The organism is Oligoflexus sp., from assembly GCF_035712445.1.
Taxonomy (GTDB): Bacteria; Bdellovibrionota_B; Oligoflexia; order Oligoflexales; family Oligoflexaceae; genus Oligoflexus.
Genome location: NZ_DASTAT010000081.1, coordinates 79,958 through 97,555 on the forward strand (window position 1 = coordinate 79,958; position 17,598 = coordinate 97,555).

Consider the following 17,598-nt stretch of genomic DNA (forward strand, 5'->3'; position numbering starts at 1 on the left):
ATGCCATCATGCTTATTGGCTACGCTCGAATTTCAACCATCGAGCAAAATCTTGATCTTCAACTGGACGCCTTGTCTAAAGCTGGATGCAGTAAAATATTTCACGATACCGCAAGCGGTGCAAAGGGTGTGCGTATGGGTTTATCCGAAGCACTTGAATATGCCCGCGAAGGAGACACACTGGTTGTCTGGAGGCTCGATAGACTTGGCCGATCGCTGGCTCAATTGATAGATTTCATGAAAAACCTGAAGGCAAGAGGGATAGGTTTCCGAAGCATCGTTGACACAATAGATACAACAACCTCAATGGGACAGTTCTTTTTTCATGTGACCGGCGCTTTTTCGGAACTGGAACGAAATCTCATCCGTGAAAGAACTCTCGCTGGTCTGGAGGCTGCGAGAGCGAGGGGAAGAAACGGAGGCCGTCCCAAGGCTCTTGACGAACAAGATGCTTTGATGGCTTTTGAGCTTCATCAATCAAACAAAGCCACAGTTGAAGCTATTTCGAAGAGATTCGGCGTTGGGAAACGCACCCTATACAGGTATTTTAGGCGAAGCAGTTTATTAGAATCGAAACTGAATTTTAGTAAGACAACTATCGATGCAAAACAAATCAGCCAGCGCAACACGACAGCTGCTTTAGATCCTTATTAAAGGTCTGCGCCGCCAGTTTCAGGCCCTCAACCATCGTCAGATAGGGAAAAAGGCGATTGGCCAAATCCTCCACTGTCAATCGACAGCTGATCGCCAGTGCTGCTGTCTGGATCAATTCACCAGCTTCGGCTGCCACAGCCTGAACTCCGATCAAACGACTGGAGCCTGCTTCCGCAACCAACTTGATGAAACCGCGCGTATCGAAGTTGGCCAGCGCGCGGGGCACATGCTCTAGCGTTAGAAGGCGGCTTTGGGTCTCGATGCCGGCATGGTGGGCCTCGGCCTCGCTGAAACCTACTGTGGCAATCTGTGGGTCCGTAAAAATCACTGCTGGCATTGCTGCCAGATCAAGGGCCGTTTCACCGCCGACCATGTTAATCGCAGCCCTTGTGCCCGCTGCAGCTGCGACGTAAACAAACTGCGGTTGATCCGTGCAGTCACCGGCAGCATAGATATGCGAGCTGCTCGTGCGCATGGTCTTGTCAATAATGATGGCCCCCTGCGAGTCGAGATTAACTCCTACTGCTTCCAACCTGAGATCGCGTGTATTGGGAGACCGCCCAGTGGCGACCAGGAGTCTATCGGCGTGTATCTCTCCCTGTCTGGTTGTAAGAAAGAATTCGCCATCCGAGTAGCGAATGAGACTTGCCTGGGTATGCTCCAGGACTGTGATTCCTTCGTCACGAAAGGCGGCCGTGATGGCTTCACCAATTGCCGGATCTTCCCGAAAGAATAGAGTGCTTCTCGCCAAGATCGTCACCGTGCTCCCCAGTCGCGCAAAAGCCTGAGCCAGCTCCACGGCGACGACCGATGAGCCGATGACGGCAAGCCGGGGTGGGATGATGTCGCTCACCAGGGCCTCGGTCGAAGTCCAGTAAGGCAGCCCTCTTAGGCCAGGGATCGGCGGAACCGCTGCACTGGCGCCAGTGGCGATCAGGCAGCGATCGAAAGCCAGCTCGCGCTCACTGCCATCTGCCAGACGAACGGCGAGATGCTGACCGTCCCGAAAACGGGCGTCACCATGCAGAACGGAAATGGATGGATTATCGTCCAAAATACTTTCGTATTTTGCTTGCCTGAGTTCATCAACGCGCGCCTGCTGCTGTGCCAGAAGCTGGTCGCGAAGGACTATTGGCGATGAAGCCTGAATGCCTCTATCGAAGGGGCTCTCCCGACGCAGATGAGCGATATGGGCCGCACGAATCATGATCTTCGATGGCACGCAACCAACGTTGACACAGGTGCCACCAATCGTTCCACGCTCGATAAGAGTGACCTTTGCACCCTGCTCCGAAGCTTTCAGTGCGGCTGCCATCGCCGCAGCACCACTGCCTATGATGGCAACATGAAGGCTGCCTGGAGTAGTCATGCCCTGGCTTTTCGTCTGCGCTTCTGGTTGCGAAAAATCATCTCCTTTGGCCTCGCGCAGGCGGTCAACGGCAGAAACTTTATAGCCAAGATCGGTCACAGCCTGACTCAGGATTTCCGTTGAGACACTGGCTCCTGCTTCCACTTCTGCCGTGCCCTTTGGATAGGAAACGATCGCTGACTTCACTTCTGGCAGCTTTTCAAGAGCTTCCCTGATATGTTTTGCGCAGGAATTGCAGGTCATTCCAGAAATTTTTAGCGTAACCATACATAGCCCTCTTTTTAACGATCAATATTCTGTAAAAGAAATTTTGAAATATTCGATAACGGTCTACGGCTTGACTGTTGAAGGGTAGCCGGCGTTCTCCGTTGCTTTGGTTAACTTTTCTGCGTTGGTTTTTGTATCATCGAAGATGACGACGGCTTCACGTTTTTCGAAACTTACCTCTGCCTTGCCTACACCATCGACTTTGGTAAGGGCCTTCTTGATCGTTATTATGCAGGCGGAGCATGTCATGCCTGGCACAGATAACGTTATGGTCTGTGGGGCAGCCCAGATCGGAGAAGCGATGACGAGAGTCAAGAATGCAAGTAACGTTTTCATAGAGACTCCTGAATCAATAGAAGATCGGTAAAACATAGGGAAATCCGAGTGCGACCGCAACCAATGCAGCCACAATCCAAAAGATCACCTTGTAAGTTTTTTGCACCGAAGGGACTGCACAGACCTCTCCGGGCTTGCACTCCGGTCTTGGTCTATAGATGCGTTTCCATGCAAGCAGCAGGGCTATGATTGCTGCAACAATGAATAACGGGCGATAGGGCTCAAGGACTGTCAGGTTTCCAATCCAGGCACCGCTAAAACCCAAAGTTACCAGCACGAGAGGTCCCAGGCAGCAGCTGGATGCAAGAAGCGCTGCGATCCCTCCGGCAAAAAGCGCGCCACGGGTATTGGGATTCCTGGACATGGTGATCTCCTTTCAATTTTTGCATGAACGGTATTTCAAGAGCCATGCAGGTATCAGGCTTTATCCTGTTCAAGCGCTTCGATAATCGGGCAGCTGGACGACGGAATCTCTCTGCTGCAAGTCAAAACCAGCTTTTCAAGTGCCGTTCTGATGGCTATGAGATCTGAAATTTTTTTCGAAACCTCTTCAACCTTGGCCTCGGCTCTGGATTTGACCGAAGCACATTTTGCTTTGGAGCCTGCTCTCAGATTGAGAAGGTCCTTAATTTCTTTCAGAGAAAATCCGAGATTCTTGGCACGAAGGATAAAGGTCAGTTTCGTTACATTTACAGGATCATATTTTCTATAGCCGCTTCCCGGTTTATAGGATGGCCTCTCGATGAGTCCCTTGCTTTCATAAAACCGGATGGTTTCAACTCCTACTCCTGATACCTTCGCCAAAGTGCCTATGGTCATGGGCTCCATCATATCCCTTCCCCCTGCAAAAGACTTTACGGTCCGTACTATACTACGGACTCAAGAGGAAAAATTTAACATATTGTTATCAAAGATTTTTATTGTCGCTAAAGAGGGATTTGCTTGTGGATAGATGTCATGGCGAGATGTCACTTTGTACAACGTGGAATGTTACCAATGTTGACCACATCAAGGAGTTCTTAGTGGGCGTGCTTTTGAAGGTGATACGGCGGATTTTTCCAAAATCCTGCCGGTTATACCTCAATGGCTTGATTGGGACAGGACATAGAACACCTGAACTGCAAGGCTCACAGAGGAAATGGTGGGTTTTTTAAGCAATCCTTACCATCCCCCCGATAACTGCCAGAGCTGCGGGGACACTAAACAAGGCAAGGCCTGAACCGACAGACATCCAAATCTCCTAAAAGTAGCCTCCTGGGGGAGTCTGTCCCCCAGATCAACCATAATCTATTGGTTGGCATCGTCCCGCTGTGTGAGTCCAAGTTCAATAGCGAGTCTCGACGCAAGATCAGTATCAGACTTGAGTACGGCTTCAGAAGAAACAGGATTTTTCAGGCTGAATGTTACAATCAGGCACTTTGCACCATCCTCAGTCTTGAATATGCCCTTTGTGGCCCAGCTATACCCGCCTTCCATGGACTCAACGCCCGACTTTTCCTTGCCAATCAAACCTTTTTTGACCTCAGAATCTTTCATCGACGTGTCGTTCCACGCATCCTGAAAGATCGTTTTTTGGCAGTCGCCAGACCTGGCTTCACTTTGAAGGACATTCTGCTGAGCGTCTTTCGTAAAGACCACTGATTCAGAGCTTCCGGAAGTGATTCCGTCAGCATCCGTAACCAGGGTCATGCCTGCCCCGACCGACGTGAAAAGGAAAGGGCTGATTCGCTGATAGCCTGGTCGGAGGAAATAGAATCTATTGAACTTCATGCCATCGGCGACGAGTTCAAAGTAGCGCAAAAGATCACTATTCTCAGGGACGGCAGCGAAGGATTTATCTGCTGGATGAATCATCAGCTCGATACAGTTTGCACCAAACCTGGCGGTGGCAGTAAAGCCCTCGAACGTGCTGTCAACGTTTCTCAGGAACCAATTCGCACCGCTGTCGGTCTTTCCACCAATTTCTCCAGAAGCTGGTTCAGACTTATAGTTCTGGCATTGATCGGAGATTAACTGGACCAAAAAATCGGCTTTATTACCGCCGTTCGCAGAAACAGCTGATATTGGGATAAGGTCAGTTACAACGGTCTTGCCTAATGTATCGCTGCTCCAGCGATATTCAGCTTTTCTGTCTGTGGCAGGCAGAATGAGTTCCCAGCCGGCGACTGAAACATAACTGCCATCCAGCACCTGTGGATAGACCAGACTGATTGGGTTAGTCGATTTGTTGTCATTGTCGCTCTTGTCTTTGCCACACGCGGTCAAGGCAATTGCGCAAGCGATGGCAATTTTGAACTTCATTGAAATCCCTCTCTTAAAAATTATCGCAGTCGGGGTCGCCATCGAAGTTCGAGGTCCCCGTATATTCGCACGTAAATCGAATGGTCTGTGCCTGCCATGTCCTGGTGCAGGCTGCCTGACAGGCATTTCGGTCATATCCGGGACTAAAAACGTCAATGGCCGGGCAGGTGCTGTCATATATCTCATATACTCCACCGTCGCAGGAGTCGCCCGTACCAAGATTCGCGCCGGTAACCAAAAAAGAGTATCCTACTGGAACGACGTTTGTATCCTTTTGTCGCCCATGCCGTGGTCCGTTGGATGCACCGGGGCGACAGTATTTGCAGGTCAGCCTCTTTCTATCCCAGTCCGAAGCGTTTAGGTAACCTCCTTTCGTGAACTGGCCGAATGAGAACCAAAACGCCTGCCCACTGCCGTTCTTGGGATGGGCGCAAAATTCGGGGGCAGCCTTGATATAGTCCACTGTTTCGCAGCCGGCAAAGCTGACATCACCGACGACATTTATGCCCGGTGGATAGACCAATAGATTCCCTGCCGCAGTGGAACTCTGCATGTAAACGCTTGCACAAAATAGCAGTCCGAAAAGCCTTTTCGACATATGTTTTGTCCCTTGTGTTCGGCTTCCGGCGCACCGGAGCCGCGTATAGCAATAATTTCGGAAAATGTCTTCTGGAATTGGTTACATGAGTCTACCCAGCTTCTGGGAGATCTCTTCCCTGGTCCTGCCGGCCAGGATGAGGCCGGTTTTGTAGAAATACAGGTATGGTTCGCGCCTGCTTTTCTCGACACTCGTGGAAATGAATTCAGCTGCCGCGTCGGGGCGGAATCGTGCGAATTGCTCGAAAACCTGCATGGTGATGTTTGACTGTGATTTTGTCTGTTCAGATGCAGATGGCGAGAAGTCCACAGGACGTGTGGCAATGTCTTCGATGATTTCAAGAGCCAAAGGCCAGTCGCTGGCATTTTTGGCAAAGTAGGCCAGGGTGTCAACGAGTGAAATAACGGTATCGGCCCCGTCTTTACTCCTGGCAAGATCAGCGCTCTCAAAGACAATTACCCGCCCTGCATGCGCCAGGAGCCGGTCCTGATATTTATAGACCAATCCGCGGAACTCATTGGCCTTGTCGGCGTCCATCTTCCCCGCAATAAAATATTTCCTGATCTGCTCCACTACAAGGTCAGCTTCACCTCTCTCGCCTGAATCCAGCGGCTTGTAGGAAGTCAGCCAGCTTTCAGACAAGCCATGCTCCGGCAATGGACCGTTGGCTGGCAAAGCTTGCGACTCTGCGTGGTGGGCCTTTTCAGGGGGATTCGGGGCGATAGCGGTCATGACAGGTGTGGGAACAGGCTGGCGATAATGGATCGTAGCGACAGTAATGAGAGCAGCAATGATGGCTGTTACGACAATGCTACTTTTTTTCATCACTTTTCTCCTCAAATTGCAGCGGGGATTTCTCCCCGCCGCCAACTGGTGGGGATTGAAACTGATTACTCGGTGTACCGAATATTCTCGACCCGCTGAGCGTGCTCGCTCAGAAGGTTTTGGAGATAGAGGTCACCAACCAGGAGACCGTTTGCCGAAACCAGGTGGTCAAGCATGCGCTCGCCATTCGTATTCACGTTATAGACGAGGTTGTTTTCCTTTGGCATTTTGTAAGTTTCGATTGCCGTAACAACCCGATCTGTTCCGTCCTTTGCGATGAAAATGTCCCCTGCCTTGACTTCCTTGGCCAGCCGAAGCTCATATTCACCATCTGCATTCAGAACCATCGGATGCTTTTCAGTTACCGTGATGGATTCGCCTCTGTCCGTCGAGAATCGGTAAATGGGATTTTCCTCTGGACCCACTGTGAAATCGCTTTGCTTAAGCCACGGCGATACCGTGTACTCGGCTACGAACATTTCAGCTTGAGTGATCAAGCGGAAGGGCTCCGTCAATGAACTTTCAAAAAGGCCAAGGATGGACTTCGGACCGGTGGTTGTGTCCAGCACCACGTCCGGTGTGAAACACCCACACGCGCAGCGCATTTGACCAAATCCTCCTGTAACGGATGGGTCAGGATTTCGCTGAAGGAAGAATGCGCCCCTTGGGACGTTGTGGTCGCCGATGCTATTCGGGTCGCCTCCGGCACCGATCTGACACTCGTCCAGCTGAAGCTGACCGCAGCGAATGGCTGCTTCATTTGTCTCGCCCAGAGCGTAGGCGTCTGGAAGCCGACAGATTCGATCAGCGGCAGGTTTTGGATTGGTAAAAGCTTCATCGTGATATGCCAGCCCCTCCTTGCAGTATCCCCAAAGATTTTCAGAGATCGCAAAAGACTTTGATGCAAGACACAGGTTGAATATTGAAAACAGAAGCCAAGCGAATCTTTTCATGAAAACTTCCTTCATCTATTATTTGACCGATTCAAGAACGCGACGAACAAAAGTCCTGAACTCCGATGGAACGCCCAGGTCAACCCTCTGCCTGTGCGGCTCAACCGGATACATCGACACAAAGAGGCACTTGCCAGCAGCCTGATTTCTGAACGCAGCCTCCATAGTAAACGTGTATTCCCCGCCAAAATCGTCGTTCCTGAAGCTGATTCCGTAATCTCTGCTCGTCACGATCGAGAGCGGTGATGAAGACCCAATAATGTTCGCGGCCTTCACACAGTCGTATTCAGAGACATAGGTTGCGACCCGGATCATTTCACCAGTGTCAGACTTCAGGGCGATTCCCTGCCGGTCTTCCAGAGTGTTATTGCCCCCGACAACCTTTCTCGCGAAGGCACTGGCATCTTTCGGATGTCCGAAGGACCAGGAACCGAGATTCACATCCTTCAGGTCGGACATGGAACTGCGCAGGGCCAGCTTTGACCGGTCATACGGCTTAATTCCAGGCTCAGCCGACTTTGAATATGAAATGCAGCTTGATGGAGCATCGAAGCAGGTGAGGGATACGTCTCCAAGGATGGCTGCGTTGTTGAATGTTATGTCCTTGATGTTTGAAATGACCTCGATCTGAGCTTCCTCAAGGTAGTCTGAATATTTTCTGAGGATGTCTGCTGCACGCTGGTAATCGACCAGGTTCTGCTGATACTGAGCTTCGATTTCGCGGCGCTTGGCTTTGGTCAAGGCGTCAATAAACTGATAGCCGCCCGAGGGAACGAGTTCATCAAGGCCCGATTCCTTATAGTTTTTGGTCAGGAACCGCACTGGGACGAAAGCCGCATCACCCGCCAGCTGGGTTGGGACGCTGGTTCTGGCATATCTGATGGCCTGGTTATAGACATCAAAGCAAGGCTTGGGATTGGCCAGGGTGCATTCGACCACATTGTCGCTCAGGAAGGACGTAAGCTGGACAGGGTCGCCCCCGACCTGTCTCGCTCGGATCGACAGCTTGACCGACTCTTTCTTTTTCTGGTCGATTTTGTTCAGCTCGCCTTCGATTTTAACAAGGTCGATGTTCTCTTTGCCCACAGCAAGCTTGAGTTTGCCGCCGATGTCGGTTTTGTCACTATCGTTCAGGAAATCGACTTTCATGGTCACGAAAAAGGAAGCGCCGTAATCCACGTTTGTGATGAACTCATCACCGCAGCGTTCCTGAAGCTGGGATTTGTCACCATTAATAAACTGCTGGCCCTTGTCAGAGACCCGGTACGTGTTCTCGTCAAACGCGACACGTTTTTTTGTCATCTGCCAGTTGAAGACAAATGTGGTCGATGACGAAGTCGCTGCGTTTTCCTTTGCGTATTGAGCGCCGAGACCGGCCCTGACGGCGGGAAGGTTCAGGTCTGCGGTCAGTTTGCCCTGGGTCTTATCCAGAAAATCCTGATAGGAAAGGTCATAGTCGAGCACAAAGTTGCTGTCGCTTACAAGGCTCTCCTTGATGTTGCCGGTTGCACAGGTGACGTTCAGGGTCTTCACCCGCCGTGTGTCATACGCCTGCCCTAAAAAGGAATACCCAAAGGCATCATTGGATAGCGTGGAATCCTTCAGAGCGGATTGTTCGTTATTGTCATCTTTGGAACATCCTGCGACCGCTGCACAGGCCAGCATGGATATCAAAATCTTGGACTTTCGCATGTAATTCTCCTTCCAAATGTTTGGTATTTCCGGACTTCAGGCGATACTCGGTCGATTCACCTCCATATATGGTGGCAAATTGAATAGTGTCGAATGTTTCTGCTAAGTCTTAAAATTCACACAGCCAGGTCTCGTTAGGACCTGAAAAGTCGCATCGGTTTATTCGATCGGTGGCAGCCCCAATTTCATCATTCAAGCGGTTGAGCTTGCCTGTAAGGCTCTGTTCCGTTTCCCCGGCGAATATCCCGGAATGGAGCCGGGCTTCCGTCTTTTCCTTTTCAGCCAGAAGGGCGGCTAGAGTGGTTCTATAGGCTGTGATTGCAGCGTTCTTGAACGAAAGAGAGGACGTTTTCCAGGTGTAGACCGGGAACTGAACTGGAAGGTAAAGCTCATTGTATGGAGTGGTTGTTATGTTCAGCGCAGCAAGTGAGTTCACGTCTGCCGAAGCTACCGAATCCTTGAAACCGTGTCTTGCATAGCGCAGCAGCGCTTTATATGTGTCAGCACAGGCATCAGGATTGCTCAACGCACAGTATTTCCTTCCGTTGGCAAGTATGGCCTTGAGCGCTGATGTATCGCCGCCATACTGATAGGCATCCACATTCAAGACGAATTCCTTGGTGATCTCATCAGACTCCGAGACCTTTGACTTCTTGCTGACTGTGGCTCCCAGGACTTCCGCTTTGACTTTGGATTTCGAGTATTTGTACTCCCTCGTCCCCACATAGACGAAGCGAGCCACAATACTGAGATGGGCTCCAAGGGTGGCCTCGTTCATCACGGACGATCCGCAGATTTCAAGAATTTTATCAGCTGGTCTCGTTAGTGTGCCCTGCCCAAGGGCTGTAAGAGCTGGATGCTTTATCCTGGCCTTGTATTTCGCATAAGTGAAATTTAGGAAGGATGACATTCCTGTTTGCTCATTGGTTTTCGTCTCAACGAAATGGACGCTGCCAGAGGCGCCAGCCACCAGCAGGTTAACGCTGCCCTTCACCTTGCCTGACATGCTGGAAAGGGTGGCTTCGGCCTCCTGCCCTGAGCTGAATTCCATTGAAGCGATTTCCGCAGGTTGCCTTTCAATCTCCCCGGAGACGCAGCCTGGCACTATGGTTTTCGTTGAGTCAATGAATCCTTGGCCTAAAGTCCTGGCGTTGGATTTTTCGGGCATGACAATAACAGATGCGTGAGCTGTACTCGATGAGAGTGAAAGCAGAGGCGCGGCTGTAAAGCCGAAGCAGGCAAGCTTTCTGAGGGACGAAGAAATGACGTTTGAGGATGCAGGAAGTGGCTTTCTTATCGTCATCGGCAGCACTCACTTTCTTGGTCTTGACGGCTTTTAAAAAAATAACCGTCGCGGTTAGCGCTGAGATACGGGAACAGGTTCAGTCCCGCCAGTGCTTTTAGTGAGCGCTGCGAAAGCTTTTCACGGATTGCAAAACAAGTGCCCTACCAATTGTCCGCACTTGAATGTTTTTCAATGATATCAGTCTGTGTCACTTTAGTTTTGAATCAGTGTTTATGGGTTTTTTATCTTTTTCGGGCGCCGCAAAACCAAATTGTCGCCCGGCGTTAGTAAGAATGACTGTGAAAGTCACACAAAATTACCCACCACGGACAAAAATCAATGGACAGCACCCTGTGCCAGGTCTATCAACGTCTTCACGGAAAATTGGTGGGAGTGGCCCGATGACGCAGAGGCTGATTGAATTTTTGCGCGATGAGATCAAGATGCTCATAGCATCGAAAAATGAAAGTTTACGCTGGTTCGTTCGGCAGGTTGGAGTTGATTACTCCGTTGTCTATAGAATCACGACCGGCGAGCAGAAGGGCGTTACGTTCTATCAGGCCTATAAGCTTCTGAAATACATCAAGCCTGATAGCTTCCTTTCGATTCTTGGCGAATATTTCCCCGATGAGGCCAGCGAGTTCTTTCCTGGCGGGAAAACTCTGGACGAAACACAACAAGCAAATAACGAGAAGATTCTTTCTGTAGTCTTCCAGGACCAGCTTCTGTACGAAGTGCTTCTTGCGGTGAACTGTGGAAATCATGACCTCAAAGCCATCGAGTCGGAATTTGGCAGCCGGGGGCTGGGTGCCATTGATGTGTTGCAGGATATCGGAGCCGTCAAAGTCAATACAGAAGCGCATATCGACGCGTTGGTTGATGGTTTCATCCCGACCGATGAAGTGCTCATCAAGCAACAAGCACTGCGAAATCTCGACTTAATTGATTTGAAAACTCCCGGGACTACGGTATTTTCAAATTCGGCAGGGTTAAATTCCAAGGGTATTACTGCCGCGTATCAGTGCGCACAGGCCCATTGGCATCAAATGACCGATATTTTTGACGATGAGCAGTACAAAGGAAATGTTCCTGTCGTCGTTACTGGATTGGTCGGGCCATTGGTTGGGAAGGAAAGGAAGTAACAGGCATGAGAGCTTTAATCATATCGCCATCTCTTTTGTGCGCATTCACAGCATTCGGCGGAATCGGAACCGGCGGCGGAACGCCACCTGCGATGCAGGACGTTCTCGAACAGCTTATGGCCAAGGCCCCAGGGGATGGCGGGTTGTTCATTGAAAAGGATAAACTGGGCCTTGCGGTCAAGGGCGAGCTTAATCCTGAGCTCACAATATCGAAGCTTCGGTCTGTGCCCCAGTCTGTCCGCATGTCCGACATGGATTTTTCAACTTTGTCCTTGAACAAGGGTGATATTGATGCGATCAATGTCGAGGGTGTGAGCCGGTCGTACAAAGTGGAAGATGGGCAAACGCTTGATACACTTACGCTGAAAGATAGGCGCGAACTTATCCGCGATTCAGTAAGCAAGCCCCTGGGAAACTGAACAGCAAAATTGCTGCGCATATTAGGGATATATTCATAATTCCAATCCAGGGCCGCGCGTTCTCGTGCGGTCCTTTTTGTTTTCATCGAGTGTCATCCGATGCACCTGCGACTTTTCCTTCGCCTGGAGCTCCGTTTTTGGCCCCTGCAGCTCTTTCTGTGGGGGGTGGGTAGGGTTGGCGATCCTGATCCCATTTCCAGCGCCTAAGGTGGTGCAGAAGCTTTGAAACTGGAGGTCACCCCTGACTTCGGTGATGCTCCATTTTTGAGCAGAGAGCAGGAGAGCGCCCAGAACGCCGTCGCCGTTGCGCGTGTCGATTACCCTTATAGCTGAGCCACAGTCCGAAAAAGCCAGCTGTCCGGTGGAAAGGAAATAGTTCACGGTTCCGCGGGGAGCTGATCGGGCTTCGTACCCTGGAAGGTTTCGCTTTTGGGGTGGATCGTACGGCCCGACGAGCGTGGGTGACGAATCAAAAACCGGGCCTCTTTGCCAATCTGGAAAGCTCGGGAAGGCTCTGAACCGTTGCCTTAGTTCCTGGCGGTCATGCGCTTGCCTGTCACGAAGTTCAGCCTTCTCGGCCGCATGCTGCGCGGCAAGCTGGGATCTTTTTTCGTTCAGCATTTTGCCCTGGCCTTTCCATGAGCCCTGCAATTCCCGGGTGCGGTGCTCTTTTTGGCTCTCAATCAGCTTCTTTTTCTCAATGGCCTGAGCTGACCGCAGCTCGAGGGTATTGGACTTCTTCTGCTCGCGAAAGCGCCTGCGTTCGGCGGCATATTGCCTAAACCCGGGAGGGGAGGAAGTGATTGCTGGTTCGGATCGGTGCCGGCCTTGATTTAGGCTCTTAAGCCGGCGGCTGGGCGGCTCGAAATCACCCAGGCGCTTTTGCAGCTCCTGAAAGCCGCAATCTTTGCCAGCCTGTGATGCTTTCACAAAGGTCTCTCCGATGCGAAGTACGGCCCCTCGGCCCCTGCGCTCCAGGGTCGCGCCTATTGCATGGAGATTTTCATGCAGCTCTTTCCAGCTCGCGGCCTTCCTGATTACAGGGGCAGCGTCGTCATGGGCAAGCCGCTCGGCTGACTTTTCGCGCGTGCGCAGCTCATAGTCGAGTGCCCCTTGGGAGACGACTGGCCCCCCCATCTCCAGCTGAACCTTGCTCTCGTCCAGGATGCCCTGTTGCAGCTGCTCTGCGATGAAAAAGGATGCAAGCCGGGGTGGTCTGGACCAGCCATGCGCGCGGTCGATTTTATCGCTAAGTCGGTGGCAGGCTTTCTTGTCAAAGCCCTGGTTGATCTTCACAGGGCGGCCCGTCATAGGGTTGACCCTATTAAGCACGACATGCAGATGACGGTTGTCGGTGTCGGTGTGGAGCCCGTAGATGCATTGATGGTCCGACATCCCGAACTCATGAAGCAGGTCCGTGATGACCCTTTCCACCTGATCGGACGTAGGTATCTCGCCTGCCTGCCAGGAAACGACATAATGATTGACAGGGTTGGGGGAGCGTATTCCGTCGACTGCGAGTGCCACCATCTCTGCTTTCCGCGCTTCGTAGCTATCGCATATAAAGCCTCTGGCGCCGACATACGCGGCTTTCTCTGGGTGGGTGATGTAGTCGCAGACTTTATGGATGCGGGCCGACTTTGTCGCGCTCTTCTTGCGATTCTCGATCTTCTTAATGATCGTCACTGGCCGATCTCTTCGATCTTGCGGCGTATTGCTTGAAGGAGAAGAGACGAGGCGTCGGGATCTAGGGAGGGGGATGCATGGAGATGCTTGAGCAGGCCACCCAGTCGCCGAAGCTCGCGAATCATTTGAAGGTCGGTTGCTGCAAGGATCGGACGATGCAGAGAGCGTTTGCGGACAAGACTGGAAAGGCTGGTTCCAGCCACTTCCGCTTGAAGTATCAGATCGCGCTTTTCTTCTTCTGTCACACGAACATTGATGACTTTGTCCAGCATCGGTTTCCTCCCTTACAATCGCATAGCGTCCTCCCTTGAGCTTCGCTCTTTTGTTAATTTAACCTCTGCCGCGCCGTATCGAATTGCCTTCAATTGCGAACATTCGTCATGGGATCAAAGGCAATGCAAAGCCGCTCTGTGCGGTTGTGTGACAAAAGCCAGCTTGCATGTTGAGCATTACACTGATTTTAGTCATTGTCGGCTGAAAAAAACCTAGAAAATTAAGTATGTTGTGGGGGAGGTAATTCATGTGATTGAAGGCCGAAAGCGGTTCGTAAGGCATGGATTTGCAAGGATATGGAGCAGAATTCGCAAGAATTCGGTGGATTTCATTAAATTTCACTGGATTTCAGTATAATTCGCAAGAACGTGTTTTGTCTCAGAGGCTTGGGAGGCATGGAATCGCCCGATTTGTCGCGGTTCGGGCGCCCTGCGTGTCAGTTTTTTATAGCACATCGAGCTGCTTGTTTATGCCGGAAGCAAGGCTGGGCGCGCATGCTAGAGCCAAGCGGGTATTGGTTACCCCAAGCTTCTCAGTGTAGTTTTGCTCATAGTGCTGGAGAGCAGACGCCAAGCGATCTCTTATGTTGTCGTCGGCTTGGCTCAGAATTGCGGATATTTGTTTTTGTCTCTCATCCAGAATGGTCTCAATGATTCTGGGGAGGTTGGCTTCTCCTTGGATCTTGAATTGAAATTTTGAATTCACTTCCAAGTCGTACTTCTCCAGAAAAAGACTCGCTTGTTGCTCAGTGCGTGCGAAGAAGTAAATGCATAGAGCCTGATAAAGAGCCGGCATGCTAAGGGCTGAGAATGCAAAGCCGAGAACCTTTTTAGACGTTTCAAGAGATGTATTGGACGCGCGGGATTTGCTGTATTTCTGAGCTGCGACGAACTCGATTGTGCGGCAAACGTGTTCTGCTTTGCAGATCACTGGTCGACTAAATGTTGAACGTTTGATGGTAATTTTTAGAGAGAAATCGTCAAGTTTCTTGGCTGAAGAAATTTGGAGAATTGATTTTATGGGAAGTCCGAGAACAAGGGAAAGTGCGCAAAGAATTTCTGGAGTGTATTTATTCTGAGGGAATATGATGTAAGGATAGATCGAAGCAATAAGTTTCGGTGCATTGATTTCCAGTTCTTCCGGGGATTTTATGGTCTTCTTAAGATCCTGAAGGAGGTAGAGAACGGGATGCCATGGACGCAGTCTCGTATTTATGAAGTAGCGATCGCCGATGACTTTTAATTCATCCACGATTTTCTGCGCTCTGGCCGGCGTCCTCGCAGATTCCAGGCTGCTGATTAAAGACTTGAATTTCGTTTTGCTAAGTTCAAAGTGGGCCGAGAAGTCATCAAATGTCAAATTGATAAGAAGGGATTTGAAAAGAGGCGAGATATATTTAGCGTACTTTTTCTGGGCCGCTTCCTCCAACTGTTCTATGTTTTCCGCAATTTCATCCTTGTTCTCTTCAATGAATGATTCGAGGTCACTGATCCAGAACTTCTTGCTTATTGCAATGTAGTCAGGGCTTTCTATCGAAGCGTTAAATGCAGCGAACTTTTCGTCAATCTTTTCTACACTTTTCAGAAAACTCTTGGGCGATAACATTCAGAGAATCCTTTCTGTGAAAATTTCATTCGATATCGTTCTTGATGCCCTGCTTTTTGAGGAATTTGAGATAATGGGTCGCCGCCTTGTCCGATGAAATGTCGACCAGCGCACTAAACGAGGGTATTGTCTTTGCTTTCTTCAGCAGCGTGTACTGGATATCGAGCATCTTGGGCTCGTTCACTTTCAATGCGTATCGAAGCAGTGCTTCAATAGTATCCTGGGAGCGGACGGCATCTAGGAAGGATTTGGTCTCTCTGGCTGTTCTCCGCTTTGTCGGGGCAGTCTTCTTTGCCTCATCAGCCTTTAGTGCCTCGGGTTTGGCTTTTCCGCTCCCAGTCTTTGCTGGTTTGGACGGCTTCTTTGCTTCATCAGCCTTTGGTGCCTCGGGTTTGGCTTTTCCGCTCCCAGCGGTCTTTGCTGGCTCGGTCGGTTTTTTGTTTTCGGGCGATGGGCCTTTGCGGCTGGAAGATGGAGCAGATGCAGGAGCTTGTGCTTTGGGCTTTGTGGCCCCGCCCCTTGTTTTACCAGGCTCAGTCCCTGACATTACTGGCTGTTGAGGATTGGGTGGTAATTGCGTAGCTGCATCCTTGTGCTCAAAACCTGGGCTTGTTTCTGCTGATTTTGGCGCGACTTTGTCCTTGGCGTCAGTGGTATCATGCGCTGGATCAGCTTCATCAGTGTGATTCGCTTCAAGCAGTGGGGCATGTCCGGTCACTTCAAAGCGGTCATCAATGCAATTAACATGTAAATAATGTGATGTTGCCTTCAACTTTCCTGGTGTGTGGCCCAGCATGAGATTGGCATATTCAAGAAGTGACATTCGCCCGTACTTCTTGTGCTTTCTAAGTTTGAATAGGGTGTGCCCGAACTGGATATAGACACTTCGGCAGGCGTTGTGTACGGTTAGCTTTTGTTCTTCGGACTCTGGTCCTTCTGCGGGCCTTATGTTGAATTCCTGCGCAAAGTTATTCCTAATCCGCTTTGTATAAGTATCAAACTTGTCGGTATCGAGATTGAGCTTTATCTGTTCCCACTCTTCCTTTTTGTCAGAAAACACCTTCTCATCGAGGAGTCTACGCAGAATAATGTAGAGCTCAAGGATCTGGGGGACGCTGAGGAATAGGGCTGGGAAATCGTGGATCTGCCCTTCGTGATTGGATTTGGAGAAGCGATCAATGAAATAGTGATCTGGCTCCTTTGATGGTGTCAGCGTTGACACGAGTCCAAGATCTGCTCGGCGGCGGCCCGTTGCAAATTGCAGAGCTATGCAGATATCCGCGTAGTCGGGGTCATCGTGCCGCCCTCGGTAAACGCGGTCTACAAACGCGATGACCTTACTGATATTGATGCTTGATGTATTCTGGTGCTTCGCGATTCTTGCTTTCTCTGCCTGCAAATTGAGATCGGCGTATTGTTCAGGCGTTAGCTTGAGGTAAAGAGTCGCTGGATGAAAGTAGGGAAGTTGTTTAAGCTCTGCTTTAACTTTGCTCGTTATATCCTTGTACAGATTTTTGGATGAATCATCAAAAGCTCTTGGAGAGGATGTGTTGAGTGCCTTGAAAAGAGATGAGTAGTTGCTGTGTTTCGCTTTGAACTCTTCCAGTTCCTGGAGGAAATGAGGTGGCAAATCTGGAGACAGCTCATTCTTCACCTTGGTTGCCGTTTCTGAAAGCTGCGTTCGGGCTGAGCCGAGCGTTCTCCTTTTTTGAGATTTTATCAGATGTGCTTCAGCCTCTTCATCTGCGGTAGAAGGATAATAGTCGAGATCATCATGGAAATCTTGGACGCACTTTTCGGTTTGCTTTACATAGTCTTGCCATTGTTTCATATATTGCTGCGGGCTTTTCTTGAACAGGTCTTTGCTTGGTCGGAACTTTTGATCGACAGAATTCAGCTGTGCAAAGAGGCGTTTTTGAAGGATTTTTAGATCTATTAACGGTCCTTTGTTTGGCATTGACCCTATTCTCCTGTCGTGAAAGCCTATTCACATCAATATTACACTAAAAATTAAAAAATTGAACATATAAATTTTTACCAAGAGAGATGGGGAGCCCCCCGCCAAGTTGTCATTTTGTAGCTGTACGTGTTGTTGGTGTGATGCGGTGGGTCGTTGAGGGCTTTTCGAGATGGGCCCGGGTGGAGTTGGAGGTTGGATAGTGGTTGGGTTGTTGTTGAGGGTTTTGGTGGTTCC

16 protein-coding genes are annotated in these 17,598 nt (G+C 50.3%); 3 read left to right on the top strand and 13 right to left on the bottom strand.

Annotated features, from left to right (window positions below; all coding sequences use genetic code 11):
• Positions 1-8 precede the first annotated feature (8 nt).
• Positions 9-653, top strand: coding sequence for a recombinase family protein (locus VFO10_RS18430; RefSeq protein WP_325142866.1), 645 nt, complete (start codon positions 9-11; stop codon positions 651-653).
• Here VFO10_RS18430 and merA read toward each other — a convergent pair.
• The 9 genes from merA to VFO10_RS18475 form a co-directional block, all read right to left on the bottom strand.
• Positions 613-2,289 (bottom strand): mercury(II) reductase, encoded by a 1,677-nt coding sequence (gene merA / locus VFO10_RS18435; protein ID WP_325142869.1) that lies wholly within the window; start codon positions 2,287-2,289, stop codon positions 613-615. The genes VFO10_RS18430 and merA overlap by 41 nt on opposite strands.
• A gap of 63 nt (positions 2,290-2,352) precedes the next feature.
• Positions 2,353-2,625, bottom strand: a complete 273-nt coding sequence (gene merP, locus VFO10_RS18440; RefSeq protein ID WP_325142871.1) for a mercury resistance system periplasmic binding protein MerP — start codon at positions 2,623-2,625, stop codon at positions 2,353-2,355.
• A 13-nt stretch (positions 2,626-2,638) separates the two neighbouring features.
• The gene (gene merT / locus VFO10_RS18445; protein WP_325142873.1) at positions 2,639-2,989 is read right to left on the bottom strand and encodes a mercuric ion transporter MerT; all 351 of its coding nucleotides are present in this window, start codon (positions 2,987-2,989) and stop codon (positions 2,639-2,641) included.
• Positions 2,990-3,042: 53 nt separating this feature from the next.
• Positions 3,043-3,456: a MerR family DNA-binding protein gene (locus tag VFO10_RS18450; protein WP_325142875.1), complete on the bottom strand. Its 414-nt coding sequence runs from the start codon at positions 3,454-3,456 to the stop codon at positions 3,043-3,045.
• 456 nt (positions 3,457-3,912) lie between these two features.
• On the bottom strand, positions 3,913-4,926 hold the full coding sequence (locus VFO10_RS18455; protein ID WP_325142877.1) for a hypothetical protein: 1,014 nt from the start codon (positions 4,924-4,926) through the stop codon (positions 3,913-3,915).
• A 679-nt stretch (positions 4,927-5,605) separates the two neighbouring features.
• The gene (locus tag VFO10_RS18460) at positions 5,606-6,349 is read right to left on the bottom strand and encodes a hypothetical protein (protein ID WP_325142879.1); all 744 of its coding nucleotides are present in this window, start codon (positions 6,347-6,349) and stop codon (positions 5,606-5,608) included.
• 65 nt (positions 6,350-6,414) lie between these two features.
• The gene (locus tag VFO10_RS18465) at positions 6,415-7,302 is read right to left on the bottom strand and encodes a hypothetical protein (RefSeq protein ID WP_325142881.1); all 888 of its coding nucleotides are present in this window, start codon (positions 7,300-7,302) and stop codon (positions 6,415-6,417) included.
• A gap of 18 nt (positions 7,303-7,320) precedes the next feature.
• Entirely contained in the window at positions 7,321-8,994 is a 1,674-nt protein-coding gene (locus VFO10_RS18470) for a hypothetical protein (protein WP_325142882.1), read from the bottom strand.
• 109 nt (positions 8,995-9,103) lie between these two features.
• Positions 9,104-10,297, bottom strand: coding sequence for a hypothetical protein (locus VFO10_RS18475; protein WP_325142884.1), 1,194 nt, complete (start codon positions 10,295-10,297; stop codon positions 9,104-9,106).
• Positions 10,298-10,680: 383 nt separating this feature from the next.
• On the opposite strand from VFO10_RS18475, the gene VFO10_RS18480 reads away from it, so the two are divergent.
• Together VFO10_RS18480 and VFO10_RS18485 are read left to right on the top strand one after the other, a co-directional pair.
• Positions 10,681-11,421, top strand: coding sequence for a hypothetical protein (locus tag VFO10_RS18480; protein ID WP_325142886.1), 741 nt, complete (start codon positions 10,681-10,683; stop codon positions 11,419-11,421).
• A 5-nt stretch (positions 11,422-11,426) separates the two neighbouring features.
• Entirely contained in the window at positions 11,427-11,840 is a 414-nt protein-coding gene (locus VFO10_RS18485; RefSeq protein WP_325142888.1) for a hypothetical protein, read from the top strand.
• A gap of 33 nt (positions 11,841-11,873) precedes the next feature.
• Here VFO10_RS18485 and VFO10_RS18490 read toward each other — a convergent pair whose 3' ends face one another.
• From VFO10_RS18490 to VFO10_RS18505, 4 genes are all read right to left on the bottom strand, one after another.
• Positions 11,874-13,526, bottom strand: a complete 1,653-nt coding sequence (locus VFO10_RS18490; protein WP_325142890.1) for a relaxase/mobilization nuclease domain-containing protein — start codon at positions 13,524-13,526, stop codon at positions 11,874-11,876.
• The gene (locus VFO10_RS18495; RefSeq protein WP_325142893.1) at positions 13,523-13,798 is read right to left on the bottom strand and encodes a plasmid mobilization protein; all 276 of its coding nucleotides are present in this window, start codon (positions 13,796-13,798) and stop codon (positions 13,523-13,525) included. The genes VFO10_RS18490 and VFO10_RS18495 overlap by 4 nt, the downstream gene beginning before the upstream one ends.
• A gap of 445 nt (positions 13,799-14,243) precedes the next feature.
• Positions 14,244-15,404, bottom strand: coding sequence for a hypothetical protein (locus tag VFO10_RS18500; RefSeq protein WP_325142895.1), 1,161 nt, complete (start codon positions 15,402-15,404; stop codon positions 14,244-14,246).
• A 25-nt stretch (positions 15,405-15,429) separates the two neighbouring features.
• Positions 15,430-17,361, bottom strand: a complete 1,932-nt coding sequence (locus VFO10_RS18505) for a protelomerase family protein (RefSeq protein WP_325142897.1) — start codon at positions 17,359-17,361, stop codon at positions 15,430-15,432.
• Between the last annotated feature and the right edge of the window lie 237 nt (positions 17,362-17,598).

Excerpts from the sequence above, each read along its gene's own strand:
- VFO10_RS18430 (WP_325142866.1), top strand. The coding sequence starts at position 9 with ATGCTTATTGGCTACGCTCGAATTTCAACCATCGAGCAAAATCTTGAT.
- merA (WP_325142869.1), bottom strand. The coding sequence starts at position 2,289 with ATGGTTACGCTAAAAATTTCTGGAATGACCTGCAATTCCTGCGCAAAA.
- merP (WP_325142871.1), bottom strand. The coding sequence starts at position 2,625 with ATGAAAACGTTACTTGCATTCTTGACTCTCGTCATCGCTTCTCCGATC.
- merT (WP_325142873.1), bottom strand. The coding sequence starts at position 2,989 with ATGTCCAGGAATCCCAATACCCGTGGCGCGCTTTTTGCCGGAGGGATC.
- VFO10_RS18450 (WP_325142875.1), bottom strand. The coding sequence starts at position 3,456 with ATGATGGAGCCCATGACCATAGGCACTTTGGCGAAGGTATCAGGAGTA.
- VFO10_RS18455 (WP_325142877.1), bottom strand. The coding sequence starts at position 4,926 with ATGAAGTTCAAAATTGCCATCGCTTGCGCAATTGCCTTGACCGCGTGT.
- VFO10_RS18460 (WP_325142879.1), bottom strand. The coding sequence starts at position 6,349 with ATGAAAAAAAGTAGCATTGTCGTAACAGCCATCATTGCTGCTCTCATT.
- VFO10_RS18465 (WP_325142881.1), bottom strand. The coding sequence starts at position 7,302 with ATGAAAAGATTCGCTTGGCTTCTGTTTTCAATATTCAACCTGTGTCTT.
- VFO10_RS18470 (WP_325142882.1), bottom strand. The coding sequence starts at position 8,994 with ATGCGAAAGTCCAAGATTTTGATATCCATGCTGGCCTGTGCAGCGGTC.
- VFO10_RS18475 (WP_325142884.1), bottom strand. The coding sequence starts at position 10,297 with ATGACGATAAGAAAGCCACTTCCTGCATCCTCAAACGTCATTTCTTCG.
- VFO10_RS18480 (WP_325142886.1), top strand. The coding sequence starts at position 10,681 with ATGACGCAGAGGCTGATTGAATTTTTGCGCGATGAGATCAAGATGCTC.
- VFO10_RS18485 (WP_325142888.1), top strand. The coding sequence starts at position 11,427 with ATGAGAGCTTTAATCATATCGCCATCTCTTTTGTGCGCATTCACAGCA.
- VFO10_RS18495 (WP_325142893.1), bottom strand. The coding sequence starts at position 13,798 with ATGCTGGACAAAGTCATCAATGTTCGTGTGACAGAAGAAGAAAAGCGC.
- VFO10_RS18500 (WP_325142895.1), bottom strand. The coding sequence starts at position 15,404 with ATGTTATCGCCCAAGAGTTTTCTGAAAAGTGTAGAAAAGATTGACGAA.
- VFO10_RS18505 (WP_325142897.1), bottom strand. The coding sequence starts at position 17,361 with ATGCCAAACAAAGGACCGTTAATAGATCTAAAAATCCTTCAAAAACGC.